Origin of the sequence: Pseudoalteromonas sp. BZB3, from assembly GCF_040104455.1 — a bacterium.
Classification (GTDB): domain Bacteria; phylum Pseudomonadota; class Gammaproteobacteria; order Enterobacterales; family Alteromonadaceae; genus Pseudoalteromonas.
Window position 1 is genome coordinate 98,878 of record NZ_JBECOS010000015.1, and the last position, 15,486, is coordinate 114,363.

Annotated in this window: 15 protein-coding genes; 9 read left to right on the forward strand and 6 right to left on the reverse strand. The window is 40.0% G+C overall.

Annotated features, from left to right (window positions below; all coding sequences use genetic code 11):
* Positions 1 to 31: 31 nt before the first annotated feature.
* The gene (infA, locus tag ABMY35_RS17260) at positions 32 to 250 is read left to right on the forward strand and encodes a translation initiation factor IF-1 (protein WP_058029687.1); all 219 of its coding nucleotides are present in this window, start codon (positions 32 to 34) and stop codon (positions 248 to 250) included.
* A gap of 154 nt (positions 251 to 404) precedes the next feature.
* On the opposite strand, the gene clpA is transcribed toward infA, so the two are convergent.
* Both clpA and clpS read right to left on the reverse strand, forming a co-directional pair.
* Complete coding sequence (gene clpA, locus ABMY35_RS17265; protein ID WP_349287338.1) at positions 405 to 2,672, reverse strand: ATP-dependent Clp protease ATP-binding subunit ClpA; 2,268 nt, start codon at positions 2,670 to 2,672, stop codon at positions 405 to 407.
* A gap of 29 nt (positions 2,673 to 2,701) precedes the next feature.
* Complete coding sequence (gene clpS / locus ABMY35_RS17270; protein ID WP_138482388.1) at positions 2,702 to 3,019, reverse strand: ATP-dependent Clp protease adapter ClpS; 318 nt, start codon at positions 3,017 to 3,019, stop codon at positions 2,702 to 2,704.
* 200 nt (positions 3,020 to 3,219) lie between these two features.
* Between clpS and cspD the strand changes: the two genes are divergently transcribed.
* From cspD to ABMY35_RS17310, 8 genes are all read left to right on the forward strand, one after another.
* Positions 3,220 to 3,438, forward strand: coding sequence for a cold shock domain-containing protein CspD (gene cspD, locus ABMY35_RS17275; protein WP_138482390.1), 219 nt, complete (start codon positions 3,220 to 3,222; stop codon positions 3,436 to 3,438).
* Positions 3,439 to 3,757: 319 nt separating this feature from the next.
* On the forward strand, positions 3,758 to 5,980 hold the full coding sequence (locus tag ABMY35_RS17280) for an NADP-dependent isocitrate dehydrogenase (protein ID WP_349287339.1): 2,223 nt from the start codon (positions 3,758 to 3,760) through the stop codon (positions 5,978 to 5,980).
* 117 nt (positions 5,981 to 6,097) lie between these two features.
* On the forward strand, positions 6,098 to 6,739 hold the full coding sequence (locus ABMY35_RS17285) for a pseudouridine synthase (RefSeq protein ID WP_349287340.1): 642 nt from the start codon (positions 6,098 to 6,100) through the stop codon (positions 6,737 to 6,739).
* Between the two features lie 87 nt (positions 6,740 to 6,826).
* A complete protein-coding gene (gene mnmA / locus ABMY35_RS17290) occupies positions 6,827 to 7,927 on the forward strand; it encodes a tRNA 2-thiouridine(34) synthase MnmA (RefSeq protein ID WP_349287341.1) in 1,101 nt (366 codons plus the stop codon).
* Positions 7,927 to 8,529 carry a high frequency lysogenization protein HflD gene (gene hflD / locus ABMY35_RS17295; protein WP_349287342.1) on the forward strand — a complete coding sequence of 201 codons (603 nt, stop codon included), beginning with the start codon at positions 7,927 to 7,929 and terminating at the stop codon, positions 8,527 to 8,529. The genes mnmA and hflD overlap by 1 nt, the downstream gene beginning before the upstream one ends.
* Positions 8,530 to 8,568: 39 nt before the next feature.
* Entirely contained in the window at positions 8,569 to 9,939 is a 1,371-nt protein-coding gene (gene purB, locus ABMY35_RS17300; protein WP_349287343.1) for an adenylosuccinate lyase, read from the forward strand.
* Positions 9,940 to 10,001: 62 nt separating this feature from the next.
* Positions 10,002 to 11,153, forward strand: coding sequence for a cupin domain-containing protein (locus ABMY35_RS17305; RefSeq protein ID WP_349287344.1), 1,152 nt, complete (start codon positions 10,002 to 10,004; stop codon positions 11,151 to 11,153).
* A gap of 87 nt (positions 11,154 to 11,240) precedes the next feature.
* Entirely contained in the window at positions 11,241 to 11,699 is a 459-nt protein-coding gene (locus ABMY35_RS17310; RefSeq protein ID WP_349287345.1) for a GNAT family N-acetyltransferase, read from the forward strand.
* Here ABMY35_RS17310 and ABMY35_RS17315 read toward each other — a convergent pair.
* From ABMY35_RS17315 to ABMY35_RS17330, 4 genes are all read right to left on the reverse strand, one after another.
* Complete coding sequence (locus ABMY35_RS17315) at positions 11,683 to 12,114, reverse strand: DUF4826 family protein (protein ID WP_349287346.1); 432 nt, start codon at positions 12,112 to 12,114, stop codon at positions 11,683 to 11,685. The genes ABMY35_RS17310 and ABMY35_RS17315 overlap by 17 nt on opposite strands.
* Positions 12,115 to 12,280: 166 nt before the next feature.
* Positions 12,281 to 13,507 carry a lipoprotein-releasing ABC transporter permease subunit gene (locus ABMY35_RS17320; RefSeq protein ID WP_349287347.1) on the reverse strand — a complete coding sequence of 409 codons (1,227 nt, stop codon included), beginning with the start codon at positions 13,505 to 13,507 and terminating at the stop codon, positions 12,281 to 12,283.
* Positions 13,500 to 14,189: a lipoprotein-releasing ABC transporter ATP-binding protein LolD gene (lolD, locus tag ABMY35_RS17325; RefSeq protein ID WP_349287348.1), complete on the reverse strand. Its 690-nt coding sequence runs from the start codon at positions 14,187 to 14,189 to the stop codon at positions 13,500 to 13,502. The genes ABMY35_RS17320 and lolD overlap by 8 nt, the downstream gene beginning before the upstream one ends.
* Entirely contained in the window at positions 14,182 to 15,393 is a 1,212-nt protein-coding gene (locus ABMY35_RS17330; RefSeq protein WP_349287349.1) for a lipoprotein-releasing ABC transporter permease subunit, read from the reverse strand. The genes lolD and ABMY35_RS17330 overlap by 8 nt, the downstream gene beginning before the upstream one ends.
* Positions 15,394 to 15,486: the final 93 nt, after the last annotated feature.

The following is a 15,486-nucleotide window of genomic DNA, read 5'->3' on the forward strand; positions in this document are numbered from 1 at the left end:
TTAATCTAATCAAAGAGGTGTTACGCTACACATGGCGAAAGAAGACGTAATTGAAATGCAAGGCACAGTCCTTGATACTTTACCAAACACAATGTTCCGCGTTGAACTTGAAAACGGCCACGTAGTGGTTGCTCATATTTCTGGTAAAATGCGCAAAAACTACATTCGTATTTTAACAGGCGATAAAGTAACTGTTGAAATGACGCCATACGATTTAACTAAAGGTCGTATCGTTTTCCGCGCGCGTTAATTACGCCGTGATTGTAAAGCGTATTGGTTAAGTTCATTCGTTTTACTTTTGACTCATCATGGTGATTTAACTTGATGTGTCAAATAAAAAAGCCTAGCTTAGCTAGGCTTTTTTAATGGTCTCATGAAAATGGTGAGATTACACTTTCCCACTTTTAAGCTTCAGCCATTTCAACATCATATTGGAAGTTTAGCTTATTGCTCTTCAGGCCCACTTTTACTGTGCCGCCTTCGGCTAACTTGCCAAAGAGGATTTCATTTGCTAGCGGCTTTTTCAATTGCTCTTGAATAACACGTGACATTGGTCTTGCCCCCATTGCCTTGTCGTAACCTAGGTCAGCTAACCACTCTCTGGCTGCTGCTGTAAGCTCAAGGTTCACAGATTTACGGTCAAGTTGAGCTTGAAGTTCAACTAAGAATTTATCTACAACTTGTAAAATGACATCTTTATCTAAATGGTTGAACCAAATGATGTTGTCTAAGCGGTTTCTAAATTCTGGTGTGAACACCTTATTAATCTCAACCATCGCATCGTGTGAATGGTCTTGCTGCGCAAATCCTATTGACTGACGAATGGTTTCTTGAACTCCCGCATTCGTGGTCATGACAAGTACAACATTTCTAAAGTCTGCTTTGCGTCCATTGTTGTCTGTTAACGTGCCATGATCCATCACTTGTAGCAAAATGTTATAAATATCTGGGTGCGCTTTTTCAATCTCATCTAAAAGCACAACAGCATGAGGGTGTTTGATCACAGAATCAGTTAGCAAACCGCCCTGCTCATAACCTACGTAGCCTGGAGGCGCGCCGATTAACCTGCTAACCGCGTGACGTTCAGAGTACTCTGACATATCAAAACGAATGAACTCCACTCCCATACATTTTGCAAGTTGCTTTGTTACTTCTGTTTTACCAACACCGGTTGGACCTGCAAACAAGAAAGAACCAATTGGCTTGTCTTCATTTGAAAGACCTGAGCGAGACAATCTAATTGCAGACGTTAATGCATCGATTGATTGGTCTTGACCAAACACCAACATTTTTAAGTTTCTGTCTAAGTTTTTGAGTGTTTCTTTATCACTTGAAGATACACTCTGCTGCGGTATACGCGCAATTTTAGATACGATTTGCTCAATATCTGCAACATTGATGGTTTTCTTGCGTTTAGATACTGGTAGCAAACGTTGGTTTGCCCCCGCTTCATCAATCACATCGATGGCTTTATCTGGTAAGTGCCGCTCGTTGATATACTTAGCACTCAATTCTGCAGCAGCACGGAGTGCTTTTTGGGTGTAACGAATACCATGGTGATCTTCGTAACGGTCTTTCAAGCCCATTAGAATCTTTGTGGTGTCTTCAACACTTGGTTCGAGTACATCTATCTTTTGGAAGCGACGCACAAGTGCTCTGTCTTTTTCAAATATATTCTTAAACTCGTTATAAGTTGTTGACCCCATACATCTTAATTGACCACTAGAAAGTAATGGTTTGATCAGATTTGAGGCATCCATCACACCGCCCGACGCTGCACCTGCGCCTATGATTGTATGGATCTCATCAATAAATAAAATTGAATGCGGTTTTGCTTGTAACTCTTTTAAAAGCGCTTTAAAACGCTTTTCAAAATCACCGCGATATTTAGTACCCGCTAACAAAGCGCCCATATCGAGTGAATAGACTACCGCATCGGAAATCACATCGGGTACTTGCTCATTTACGATTCTATAGGCAAGCCCTTCTGCAATTGCAGTTTTACCAACGCCAGCTTCGCCTACAAGTAAAGGGTTATTCTTTTTACGACGACATAAAACCTGTACAGTGCGTTCTACTTCTTGATCTCGGCCTACTAATGGGTCTAATTGGCCCGCTTGTGCCATTGCGTTCAGGTTAGTAGTGAAGTTTTCAAGTTTAGTCTTCTCTTCACCTTGTATGTCGTTTGAATCATCACTATTTATATCTTCATGATCATCTTCATGATGCTCGTCATCTGACTTAGCCACTCCGTGAGAAATGAAGTTCACTATGTCTAAGCGGCTAATATCACTTTTTTTCAGTAGATAGACAGCTTGACTTTCTTGTTCAGAAAAAATTGCGACTAATACGTTCACGCCTGTAACTTCGGTGCGCCCAGATGATTGCACATGAAACACAGCTCTTTGTAAAACACGCTGAAAACCCAGTGTCGGCTGCGTTTCTCTATCATTTTCATTTTCTGGTAATAATGGTGTTGTTTCATCGATAAACTCAGAAAGCTCTCGTTTGAGCGTTTCTGTATCAACACCGCATGCGCCTAATGCTTCACCTGCTGATGGGTTATCTATTAATGCAAGTAATAAATGCTCAACAGTCATAAATTCGTGACGACGTGTTCTTGCCTCACGAAATGCTGCATTTAAGGTAATTTCAAGATCTTTGTTTAGCATAAGCAACCCCCAAACGAGATTTATATCGGTTATTCCTGCTCACAACTACATAGCAGTGGATGTTCATGGTCGCGAGCGTAACGATTTACTTGTTCCGCCTTAGTATGTGCAATATCGGAAGGATATAAGCCACATACTGCCTTTCCCTCGTGATGCACGCGCAGCATCACGTCAGTTGCTTTTTCGCTATCCATATTAAAAAACGTCATTAATACTTCGATTACAAAGTCCATTGGAGTGTAATCATCATTATTTAAAATGACTTTATACTTTCGAGGTGGGCTTAGCTTTTGCTTTTGCTTCTCTCTAACTGTATCGATTACACCAGAATCTTTAATACCACTCATAATAAAATATAGTCTTGTGTTGTTAACTCAAGCAAACTTGAATTGAAAAATAAATTTTTTGTTAAAAATTTGTCTAAAAGCCTTGACTGATTGCTCATTTAAACTACAGTCGTTATTAGATTGTCTAATCTATGGGCAGTCTAGCAAATTATAAAGTTTAGATTAACTAAATTAGTCAACTTATAGAAGGATGTGGAAGTATGGCTTGCGGAAAAGTCAAATGGTTCAATAACGCCAAAGGGTTTGGTTTCATCGTAGAAGACGGCAGTGAAGAAGATATCTTCGCCCATTACTCAACGATTGTGATGGATGGATACAAAACACTTAAAGCCGGTCAAGATGTAACCTTCGAGTTGCAACAAGGTCCAAAAGGGCTTCATGCAACGAACATCGCTCCTAGAGAGACTGAACTCGCTTGATGTTATTATCTCATTAATAAAGCGGGTTTTAACTCGCTTCACCCCCTTCTCATTAATTTCTCTTTCCAACTTTAAATTTTTAAATTAGCCCATATATAAATTGCTTGTTAAACTAGTGTCTGTTTTCAGGCTTGTTAGTTATGCCTATTTAGGTTTACCCAATTACTTTGATTAACCTTTAAGGTGTCACCGCCAATGGTGCATATAGACTTTTAGAGTAGTTATAACTATCAAACTTGCTATATAAAGTTGCCTTAGGCAACATAGCATTCCCATTGCGTTTTGATAGGCACTCTGTGCCCCTGATCTAGGAATGATAATGACATCTAAAATTATATATACAAAAACCGACGAAGCACCGGCTTTAGCTACATATTCGTTGCTTCCAATCATTCAAGCTTACACTAATGCTGCAGGCGTTGAAGTTGAAACTCGTGATATTTCACTTGCAGGTCGTGTGATTGCAAACTTCCCTGAGTTTTTAACTGAAGAGCAGCGCATTGGCGATGCACTTGCAGAACTAGGTGAATTAGCAAAAACACCAGAAGCTAATATTATCAAGCTTCCAAATATCTCTGCGTCAGTACCTCAATTAAAAGCAACAATCAAAGAGCTTCAAGAAAAAGGTTACGCACTACCTAACTACCCTGAAGAACCAAAGTCAGATAAAGAAGCTGCTATTAAAGCAACTTACGACAAAATCAAAGGTTCTGCAGTAAACCCAGTTTTACGTGAAGGTAACTCTGACCGTCGTGCGCCAGCTTCTGTAAAAGCATATGCGCGTAAAAACCCTCACTCAATGGGCGCATGGGCAGCTGACTCACAATCGTATGTTGCTAGCATGGCTGATGGTGATTTCTTCGGTTCTGAGCTTTCTACAACTGTAGAAAATGCAACTGACGTTCGCATCGAGCACGTTGCAGAAAATGGTGACGTTACTGTACTTAAAGCAAGCACACCTCTACTTGCTGGTGAAATCATTGATGCATCTCGCATGCGCGCTGCTGACTTACAAGCTTTCCTAGAACAAGAAATCAATGCTGCTAAAGAGAAAGGCGTACTTTTCTCTCTACATATGAAAGCAACAATGATGAAAGTGTCTGATCCAATCATCTTTGGCCACGCTGTAAAAGTATTCTATAAAGATGTATTTGCTAAGCATGGCGAATTATTTGAAGAGCTAGGTGTTGATGTTAACAACGGTCTTGGTGACGTTTACACTAAAATCACACAATTAGACGACGCAAAACGTGCCGAAGTTGAAGCTGATATTCAAGCGGTATACGCTGAGCGCCCTAGCATTGCTATGGTTGACTCTGATCGTGGTATCACAAACCTACATGTGCCAAGTGATGTGATCATCGATGCGTCTATGCCTGCTGCTATCCGTACAAGCGGTCAGATGTGGAATGCTGAAGGTAAGCAACAAGACACTAGCTTTGTTATTCCAGACCGTTGTTACTCTGGTGTTTACCAAGCAACTATCGACTTCTGTAAGAAAAATGGTGCTTTCGACCCTCGTACTATGGGTACAATTCCTAACGTTGGTCTTATGGCTCAAAAAGCAGAAGAATATGGTTCACACGATAAAACATTTGAAGCTGCTTCTGCTGGTACTATCAGAGTTGTTGATACTGACGGCAATGTTCTTCTTCAGCATGACGTTGCAGAAGGTGACATCTGGCGTATGTGTCAGGTTAAAGATGCGCCAATTAAAGATTGGGTTAAACTTGCTGTAAACCGTGCTCGTGCTACAAACACACCTGCTGTTTTCTGGTTGAATGAAGCTCGAGCGCACGATGCTCAGCTTATCAAAAAGGTAAATACATACCTTGCTGACCATGATACAGCTGGCCTTGAACTTCTTATCAAAGCACCAGTTGAAGCAACAGAATACTCTCTTGCTCGCATGAAAGAAGGTCAAGACACGATTTCAGTAACTGGTAACGTTTTACGTGACTACTTAACTGACTTATTCCCTATTCTTGAACTGGGTACAAGTGCGAAAATGCTTTCTATCGTTCCGCTAATGAACGGTGGTGGCTTATTCGAAACAGGTGCTGGTGGTTCTGCACCTAAGCACGTTCAGCAGTTCGAAAAAGAAAACCACTTACGTTGGGACTCTTTAGGTGAATTCTTAGCACTTGCAGCATCACTAGAGCACTTAAGCCAAGTAAATGGCAATGCTAAAGCACAAGTTCTTGCTGATACATTAGACGCAGCGACTGGTAAATTCCTAGATGAAAACAAGTCACCGTCTCGTAAAGTAAACGAACTTGATAACCGTGGTAGCCACTTCTACCTATCTCTGTACTGGGCACAAGCACTTGCAGCGGAATCAGATGATGCTGAACTACAAGCGTTATTCGCCCCAATCGCTGAAGAGTTAACGGCACAAGAGCAAACGATTGTAGAAGAACTTAACGCTGCACAAGGCGTAAGTAAAGACGTTGGCGGTTATTTCCAGCCAAATGATGAACTTGCTTTTGCAGCTATGCGTCCTAGTGAAACTTTCAATACAGTATTAGCTAAACTAGCTTAATATTAATTTGAATGATTAAGGGCATCGTTTGATGCCCTTTTTTATAGGTATTTTACTTAGTTGCAAATGTATAATTTGCTATTATGCACACACAAAAGTTTTTACCTCTTATAAACAATGCAAAATCGCGCACCTAATCGCAATAAAAAAACATTCACTAAGAAACCGCATAACAGAAAGCCGTTTAATAAAAAACGTGTGGTCAAAGATGCGCTTCCTGCAGATCAAGTTAAAATTGTCCTGTTTAATAAACCTTTTGATGTACTTTGCCAGTTCACTGATGATCAAAATCGTGCAACTTTGGCAGACTTCGTAGAAGAAAAAGGCGTATACGCTGCAGGTCGGTTAGACCGGGACAGCGAAGGGTTATTACTCTTAACAAACTGCGGAAAATTACAACACACTCTGACGAATCCGAAAAAAGACACAGATAAAACCTACTGGGTGCAAGTTGAAGGTGTGCCGAGCGATGAGTCCATTTATGCACTGAATAAAGGTGTCGAATTAAAAGATGGCCTTACCAAGCCTGCAAAAGTCAGAATTATTAATGAGCCAAATATTTGGCCTCGTAACCCTCCAATACGAGAACGCAAAAATATTCCGACTACTTGGCTTGAAATCACCATTTCTGAAGGAAAAAACCGCCAGGTTCGTAGAATGACAGCCCATATTGGCCACCCTACACTTCGCTTAATACGCTATCGTATTGGAAAATACACTCTTGATGGCATTCACAATGGCGAATATAAAGTGCTTTAGCGTTAAACACCAACTTGGGATTCAGCCTCTTAAAATATCGTGCTATACTCACGCCTTTCAAAATCATAGAGATTAACAGCAAAAAATATGAGCGATAATAGTCAGATTAAAGTCATCGTTGGTATGTCCGGTGGTGTAGATTCTTCAGTTTCAGCTTACTTATTAAAACAACAAGGCTATCAAGTAGAAGGCCTGTTCATGAAGAACTGGGAAGAAGATGACAATGACGAATATTGTGCTGCTGCTGAAGATCTTAAAGATGCACAATCTGTCTGCGATAAGTTAGGTATTCAACTTCATACCGTAAACTTTGCAGCTGAGTACTGGGACAACGTTTTTGAGTATTTCTTAGAGGAATACAAAGCGGGCCGCACGCCAAATCCAGACATCATGTGTAATAAAGAAATCAAATTCAAAGCTTTCTTAGAATTCGCTGCACAAGCACTCGGTGCAGATTACATTGCAACAGGTCACTATGTTCGTCGTGAAGAGCGCGATGGTAAATTTGTGATGCAACGTGGCCTTGATGACAATAAAGATCAAAGCTACTTCCTTTATACACTTAGCCATGAGCATATTGCACAAACACTATTCCCTGTAGGTCAAGTTGAAAAGCCTGAAGTACGTCGTATTGCTGAAGAGCAAGGTTTAATTACACACGATAAAAAAGACAGTACAGGCATCTGCTTTATTGGTGAGCGCAAGTTCAAAGACTTCCTGCAAAAATTCCTACCTGCGCAACCAGGAAAAATTGAAGACACTGATGGTCATGAAGTGGGTGAACATGAAGGTTTAATGTACCACACACTTGGTCAGAGAAAAGGCCTGTTGATCGGTGGCATGAAAGAAGGCAGTGGCGAGCCTTGGTATGTGGTTGACAAAGACGTAGAGCGTAACGTGTTAATTGTTGGTCAAGGCAAAAACCACCCTCGCCTATTTAGTAATGGCCTTAACGCAAATCAATTACATTGGGTTGACCGAGTTGGACCAAAAGGCACAACACGTTGCACAGTAAAAACCCGTTATAGACAAACTGACATTCCATGTACTTTGTTGGTTGGTGAAGACGGTATGGCAAGGGTTTTATTTGATGAGCCTCAAAAAGCAGTAACCCCTGGTCAGTCAGCAGTATTTTATGCTGATGACGTCTGCTTAGGTGGCGGTATCATCGACTCGGTGATCAAATAATGTCGACAAGTTATGTTTTACCGCTGGCGGCCATGTGTCAGATCAGCAAACTTGTTCAAAAAACAGCAAAATACGGCCAGTTTAATGAAGCGGAAGTCAGTACTTTTTTAAAAAGTATCGTTAACCTGAACCCAGCTCACCCAGAAGACGTCTATGACGATAAATGGGTGATCAAAGACGGTTATAAAACGCTTATTCAACAGCTCTCCCCAGAAGGCGAAAAAGATGTTGAGCTGGTTAAATATGTTGGCAGTTTGATGCAATTAGAACGTGCACTTTCAGCAAACTCAAAAGCGTTAGATGAGCTGGCAAGTCGCTTGAATCAAGTTGAAAGACAACTATTACATTTTGATATTTGCGACAGCACCATCGTTGCTGCTTTTGCTGATATTTATAGCCAAGTACTGAGTCCCCTTGGGCAAAAAATTCAAGTATTTGGTCAACCAGATTTATTAAAACAACCAAGTTACCAACATAAGATCCGAGCGCTGTTACTAGCTGGCATTCGTAGTGCCGTGCTTTGGCGCCAACTTGGTGGTAAGCGACGTCAATTTTTCTTTGGCAAAAAGAAAATTATCGAAATCGCTAAAAATAGTATTTAAAAAAATCGTTCAAACAAACCAATTAGTTTAGGAGAAATTATGGAGCTTTCAGCGTTAACCGCTATCTCTCCAGTGGATGGCCGCTATGGTAGTAAAACTACTGAATTGCGTGGCATTTTCAGTGAGTTCGGCCTTATCAAGTACCGCGTAACTGTTGAAGTACGTTGGTTACAAGCCCTAGCTAAAGCACAAGGTATTGATGAAGTACCAGCTTTCAGTGACGAAGCAAATGCGCTTTTAGACAGCATTGTTGACAACTTTAGTGAAGCAGATGCTGCGCGCGTTAAAGAAATCGAGCGTACAACGAACCATGACGTTAAAGCGGTTGAGTATCTTCTAAAAGAAAAAGTTGCAAATAATGCAGAATTAAATGCAATCAATGAATTCATTCACTTTGCATGTACGTCTGAAGATATCAATAACCTGTCTCACGGTTTAATGTTAGCAGAAGCGCGTGACAAAGTACTTTTACCTTACTGTGATGAGCTACTTGCAGCAATCAAAGCAAAGGCTGTTGAGTACAAAAGTGTACCTATGATGACTCGTACACACGGTCAGCCAGCTTCTCCTTCAACAATGGGTAAAGAGTTTGCAAACGTGTATGTTCGTTTACAACGTCAACGTCAGCAAATCGCAAATGTAGAATTACTAGGTAAAATCAATGGTGCTGTAGGTAACTACAATGCGCACTTGAGCGCGTACCCTGATTACGACTGGCATGCACATGCAGAGCAATTCGTAACTAGCCTTGGCTTAACTTGGAATGCATTCACAACTCAAATCGAACCACACGATTACATTGCTGAGCTATTCGATGCAATCGCGCGTTTCAACACGATCTTATTAGACTTCGACCGTGACGTTTGGGGTTACATTGCACTAAATCACTTCAAGCAAAAAACAGTTGCTGGTGAGATCGGTTCATCAACTATGCCGCATAAAGTTAACCCTATCGACTTTGAAAACTCAGAAGGTAACCTAGGCCTAGCTAATGCAATTTTTGCACACTTAGCACAAAAACTTCCAGTATCTCGCTGGCAACGTGACCTAACTGATTCAACAGTTCTTCGTAACCTTGGCGTTGGTATGGGCTATACACTAATTGCGTACCAAGCAACATTAAAAGGTGTTAGCAAACTAGAAGTAAACGCTGATCGACTTCTTGAAGAGCTAGATCAAAACTGGGAACTGCTTGCAGAACCAATTCAAACAGTTATGCGCAAATACGGTATCGAAAAGCCTTACGAGAAGCTTAAAGAGCTAACGCGTGGTAAACGTGTAAACCAAGAAATCATGGCTGATTTTATTGATGGTTTAGAATTACCAGATACTGTAAAAGCTGAAATGAAGCTAATGACACCGGCTAATTACATCGGCCGTGCTGAAGCATTCATTGACGAATTAGTGTAATTACACACAAATTTAGTTTATAAAGCGAAAGGGTTTCCTTTCGCTTTTTTTATGGAAAAAATATGTTTGATTTAAAAATTAACGCATTAACTCACGCCGAGTTTCTAAAAGAATATTGGCAAAAAAAGCCGTTATTAATCAAAGGTGGTTTTACTGATTTCGAAGATCCGATTGAGCCAGAAGAATTAGCGGGTCTTGCCATGGAAGATGACATTGAGTCTCGTCTTATCACAAACCATGACGATAAATGGGAATCTTACCATGGCCCATTCGAAGACTTTTCATTATTAACAGAAACTAATAGTACCCTACTTGTTCAAGCAGTAGACCACTGGCACCCTGTTGCTGCTGAATTGTTGGAGCCATTTCGATTTATTCCTAACTGGCGAATTGATGACTTGATGATCAGCTATTCAACGCCTGGCGGCGGTGTTGGACCTCACCTAGATCAGTATGATGTGTTCATTATTCAAGGTGAAGGTAAAAGACATTGGCGAGTGGGTATGCCTGACCCAAACCTTAAAGAGGTTGCACAAAATAAGAGTCTCCTGCAAGTTGAACAATTCAATGCAATCATTGACGAGGTCCTTGAACCTGGTGACATTCTTTATATCCCACCAGGTTGCCCACATGAAGGCTATGCTGTTGAGAATGCATTAAACTACTCTGTTGGTTTTAGAGCGCCTGACACGAAAGATTTCTTAAGTAATTTTGCCGATTATTTGATTGATAATGAGCTTGGTAAAACGCGCTATTCAGACAAAACACTTACACTAAGAGAGTCATCTGGCGAACTCAATACTGGTGAAGTTGAAAAAATACAATCTCTCATGCTTTATGCGATTCAAGACAAAGAAGTAATAAAGCGTTGGCTTGGTAATTATTTAAGCCAGCCTAAACATGATATGGATTTATTACCATTAGGTGAACCAATCTCATCAGATGAGTTAGCTAACTACTTATCATCACATGTAATTAACAGAGCGGGTGGTGTTAGAACCTTTTACCAATTGTTTGAAGACTCGATACTTCTAAGTATAAACAGTGAAACTTTCTCACTACCAATCAACATGTTAGATGCGGCCAAATTACTCACAGACTTAACCTATTTTGAAGCTAGCGAAATTATTCCTTCAGTCACATGTTTGGAGTTTGCTGAAATGTTAACTAAGCTTATCAATGAAGGTTACTATTTTATCCAACAAGAAGAATAAAGATCCTGTATGTGCAAGCAAGCCTGACAATTAATTACTTTGAGTGCCTAGGCTTGCACATTTGATTTGAATCTTACTGGAGGACACATGGTTTACCATGTAACTAAAGTTAATTGGTTTGAGCATCAAACGCTATTAACTGAGCTAAGAGAAAAAGTGTTTGTTTATGAACTAAACTTACCTAAGAAAGTTGAGTTTGATTCACTCGATAAAAAATCTGAACACGCAATCATTTACGATGACAGTGAAACACCCGTTGGAACTGGTAGGCTTTGCCCTAATGGCTTGATAAGTCGCGTTGCTATTATTAGCCAGCATAGGAACAAAGACGCCTTTTACTCTATTCTAAATTACTTAGTTGTTATTGCGAAAGAAAAAGGCTTGAATAATATTTTCATTAATTCGATACTTGATGAGGTGCCTGCTTTTGTTGAGTATGGTTTTTCAAAAAAAGGAGGGGTATTCATGGAGGCAGGAATACCAAGGCAGCAGTTATGCTGCCCTGTAAATGACTTCAATGCAGAACCTTTTACGATGCTACATTAGCCCAAAGCTGTTCGTTCTCAAATAACTCGTATAAGCCATGTGCTCTGTTAACAAGCAAGTTTGCGAAGTCTAATTGAGTCTTGTCGATAGGTTTACTTGCCATAATCCCATCAGCCTTCAGTTGCCACTGAAATGAAAAGTGACGTAACACATCTCTTGCATTTTCTGCTGCACTAACTTGTACTGCATCGGTAGGTAAACGACCTGTGATAACCCAATAGGTGTTGCCATCATTGCCCTTTATTTTCCAAACGGCGCACAGTGGTGGAAGAATCCTACATTCCTTCTCTAAAATGCTAACAGGAAGCACACCTTTGTCTGCTAAAAACTTTTGTGCATTACCTAAACATTCTTTTTGCCATTGATTAACTTGCGCTTCAGTCAGTTCAACCGGTATTTTCTTTTCTTCAGACATGTCGTTTTCTCATAATTTTTCTTGCAGTCACTCTACTTCCTAACAACATCTTGTCAACATATGCGGGCACAAAATTTTATTTATTGATTTAGTTGCACAAAAAGCATTCATTGCGGAGCTTGTCTATCATCAAATTATAATAATTCTAGCAGCCAAACTTTGATTCTTAACCGTTGCCTAACACCTTTGCTGGATCAGTTTTTGTTGCTTGCCAAGCAGGATAAATACTGGCTAAAAGTGCGAGTATTAACGTTACGCCTAAAGTAATAGCAATGTCGGTCCAGATCAATTTTGATGGAAGAAACTCAACAAAATAGACGCCTGAAAGTGGATTTTGTGTTCCCTCACCATAAAACCAGACAAATAATTCAGGCAAATAGAGAGATATTAAAACACCTAGCGCACTGCCAACTAGTGAACCTAGTAACGCATTACCAACACCTTTAAAAGCAAAAGTAGAAAAAATAGTACTGTCTTTGGCGCCCATTGTTTTGAGTATTGCGATATCCGACTGCTTATCTTTAACTTCCATCACCATAGACGAAACGATATTAAAACTCGCTACAGCAATAATCAAAATAACCACTAGAAATACAATAGTACGAACCATTTGAATATCTTGATACAAACTGCCTTGCGTTCTAAACCAGCTATTTACATACACGAGATCGGGTAAATTTCTGCCTGCAGACATAGCAATATTATGAGCTTCAAATACATCCGTCACTTTGACTCTCAAGCTTGTGACTTGGTCTGGTTTTAGACTGAGTAATGCTTGTAAAGATTCTAAGCTAATCAGCGCCATTGACTGATCTATCGGGCCACCCATTTTAACCAAACCGGCCAAAGTCACTTTTAGGCGTTTAGGTGCTGACAACATTGACTTCGCATTTTTATTAGCGATTAATAAAGTAAAACTATCACCAATCGAAAGGTTTAGGCTTGCAGCAATTTGAGCACCTAAAATCACTTCATTTTGTGCCAAGTTCTTTATACTGACATCTTTTATAAACTTACCGACGCTTGAAACATCTTCATGTGAATGAACATCAATTCCTTTTATTTGAGCAGCTTTTAACTTACCTTTAAATTGAACCATACCAGTCACGTTTATTTCTGGTACAGCTGCAAGAACGCCCTGTTGCTGCTCTAGTATATTAACTTTTGATTGCCAATCATTGATTGGTTCATATGGCGCGTCATAGGTAACATGAGAAACAACAGATAAAAGCCGCTTTTCAAGTTGCTCTTCAAAGCCATTAATGACCGACAAGGCCACGATTAACACACTCACCCCAAGTAGAACGCCTATAGTAGACGCTTTGTTTAGGATTGAAGCGAAACCCTTCTGCCTAGATTGACTAAAGCGCTTTGATAAAAACAGGCTAAGCATGACTAACCTCAGTCAACACACCGTCATTTAACTGCACACTTCGGCCAAGTTTTTCTGCAAGCTCCAAGTCGTGTGTAACAATGACAAAACTAGTCTGAAGTTGTTGGTTAAGCTCATTTAACAAATCATAAATTTTAATGGCATTTTGTTTATCTAGATTACCAGTTGGCTCATCAGCTAAAACTAATGCAGGTTTTGTAACGAGTGCGCGAGCGATAGCCACGCGTTGACGCTCACCACCTGATAACTCAGATGGTTTATGTTCAGCCCTATGCCCCAAGCCCACTTTTTCTAGCATACTTAACGCTTCAGAATGCGCACAATTTACTTTGACACCTTGAATGAGTAGCGGCATAGCAACATTTTCAAGTGCAGTAAATTCCATCAATAGATGGTGAAATTGGTAGATAAACCCCATGTGTTTATTTCTAAATTCAGCTTGCTGATTTCTTGATAGCTCCGCAACATTTGTGCTTTTAATTTTTGCATGCCCAGTTGTTGCATGATCTAGGGTGCCAAGAATATGTAATAAGGTACTCTTACCCGATCCAGAGCTGCCAACTATTGCAAGCATTTGTCCTTGCTCTAGCTGTAAGTTTACACCTTTCAAAACTTCGACTTTGTTCTTCCCATCTTGGTAAACTTTGCCTAAGTTTTGACAATCAATTACTAAATTACTCATATCTTAAAACCTCAGCAGGCATTACTTTCGCAGCTTGTTTGGCTGGATAAAGGGTAGCTATAAAACTTAATAAAACACTCAAAGTGGCCATGATAATTAGACCTGTGACTTCAAACTTAACGGGTAAGGTCATCCCACCTAATAAAGACAAGCCGACCATTGACATCACTTCATTGATATAATTTGCCAGTAATAAACCAGCAAATAACCCCAATAAAGTACCGATAACACCATTATAAAGTCCTTGAACCATAAACACTTTCGATATCATAGCGGGTGTAAAACCTAAGGTTTGCAATATGGCTACTTCACCCTGTTTTTCTTTGACCATCATTGAAAGACCCGAAATAATATTGAAAATCGCGACTAAGACAATGAGTCCTAGCAACAAAGACATCACTCTTTTTTCCATTGCAACGGCTGCGAACAAAGCCCCCTGCTGTACTTGCCAGTCAATATTTGTGTAATTAGAGGTATCTAGACTAGAAAGCTCTTTATAAAAGTCTTCAAGAGAAAAAGCATCATGTAGTGAAATACTAATATCTAATTGAGATTGCGACTTTTTCCTCATTAATCTAGCTAGACTTTGACCATTTGCGAAGGCAAGTTGTGTATCAGCTTCACTTCTGGAATTGTAAATAAGGGCCACAGTAAATAGTCTCTGTGTAGGCAACCTTCCCATAGGCGAATAAGTTGTGACCTCAGGCATTATCACTCTAATTTGATTACCAACCTGTACTTTTAAACTATTTGCCAAGTAACGGCTAATGGCTAATTGATACTTACCCGATTGAAATTGCTTGATACTGCCAGACTCAATATGACTCTCTAACTGCGAGGTCCCGCCCTCAAAAACGCCCTGTAATCTAACGCCTAAAAGTTCTTCATTGGTTTGTAGAATGACATCTGAGGTCAGATAAGATTGCACTCGCTTAACCGTACTTAACTCGGCTAATTGCGCCTTTAGATTATTAGAGGCTTTTATTTCATCTTCAGGCTTTAGTTGCACATGGGGGATCATATCCAGCATGGCATTTTTTAGTGTTTGCTCAAAGCCATTCATCACAGAGCTCACTGTGATCAAGGACATAAGTCCTAATGCGATACCTGCAATAGAAAAAAAAGAAATGAATGAAATAAACGCATTTCCTTTGCTCGCTTTGGCATACCGAAGCCCAACAAAAAGGCTAACTGGTTGAAACATATATAATAAATTAAACTTTCATTTTCTACATGTCTGCATACTACCACAAAGTCACATGACATATATAAATACTAACTTGTAAAAAAGTTTGTA

Bases quoted from the DNA above. Each gene is read 5' to 3' on its own strand.
- infA (WP_058029687.1), top strand. From the start codon at position 32: ATGGCGAAAGAAGACGTAATTGAAATGCAAGGCACAGTCCTTGATACT.
- clpA (WP_349287338.1), bottom strand. From the start codon at position 2,672: ATGCTAAACAAAGATCTTGAAATTACCTTAAATGCAGCATTTCGTGAG.
- clpS (WP_138482388.1), bottom strand. From the start codon at position 3,019: ATGAGTGGTATTAAAGATTCTGGTGTAATCGATACAGTTAGAGAGAAG.
- cspD (WP_138482390.1), top strand. From the start codon at position 3,220: ATGGCTTGCGGAAAAGTCAAATGGTTCAATAACGCCAAAGGGTTTGGT.
- ABMY35_RS17280 (WP_349287339.1), top strand. From the start codon at position 3,758: ATGACATCTAAAATTATATATACAAAAACCGACGAAGCACCGGCTTTA.
- ABMY35_RS17285 (WP_349287340.1), top strand. From the start codon at position 6,098: ATGCAAAATCGCGCACCTAATCGCAATAAAAAAACATTCACTAAGAAA.
- mnmA (WP_349287341.1), top strand. From the start codon at position 6,827: ATGAGCGATAATAGTCAGATTAAAGTCATCGTTGGTATGTCCGGTGGT.
- hflD (WP_349287342.1), top strand. From the start codon at position 7,927: ATGTCGACAAGTTATGTTTTACCGCTGGCGGCCATGTGTCAGATCAGC.
- purB (WP_349287343.1), top strand. From the start codon at position 8,569: ATGGAGCTTTCAGCGTTAACCGCTATCTCTCCAGTGGATGGCCGCTAT.
- ABMY35_RS17305 (WP_349287344.1), top strand. From the start codon at position 10,002: ATGTTTGATTTAAAAATTAACGCATTAACTCACGCCGAGTTTCTAAAA.
- ABMY35_RS17310 (WP_349287345.1), top strand. From the start codon at position 11,241: ATGGTTTACCATGTAACTAAAGTTAATTGGTTTGAGCATCAAACGCTA.
- ABMY35_RS17315 (WP_349287346.1), bottom strand. From the start codon at position 12,114: ATGTCTGAAGAAAAGAAAATACCGGTTGAACTGACTGAAGCGCAAGTT.
- ABMY35_RS17320 (WP_349287347.1), bottom strand. From the start codon at position 13,507: ATGCTTAGCCTGTTTTTATCAAAGCGCTTTAGTCAATCTAGGCAGAAG.
- lolD (WP_349287348.1), bottom strand. From the start codon at position 14,189: ATGAGTAATTTAGTAATTGATTGTCAAAACTTAGGCAAAGTTTACCAA.
- ABMY35_RS17330 (WP_349287349.1), bottom strand. From the start codon at position 15,393: ATGTTTCAACCAGTTAGCCTTTTTGTTGGGCTTCGGTATGCCAAAGCG.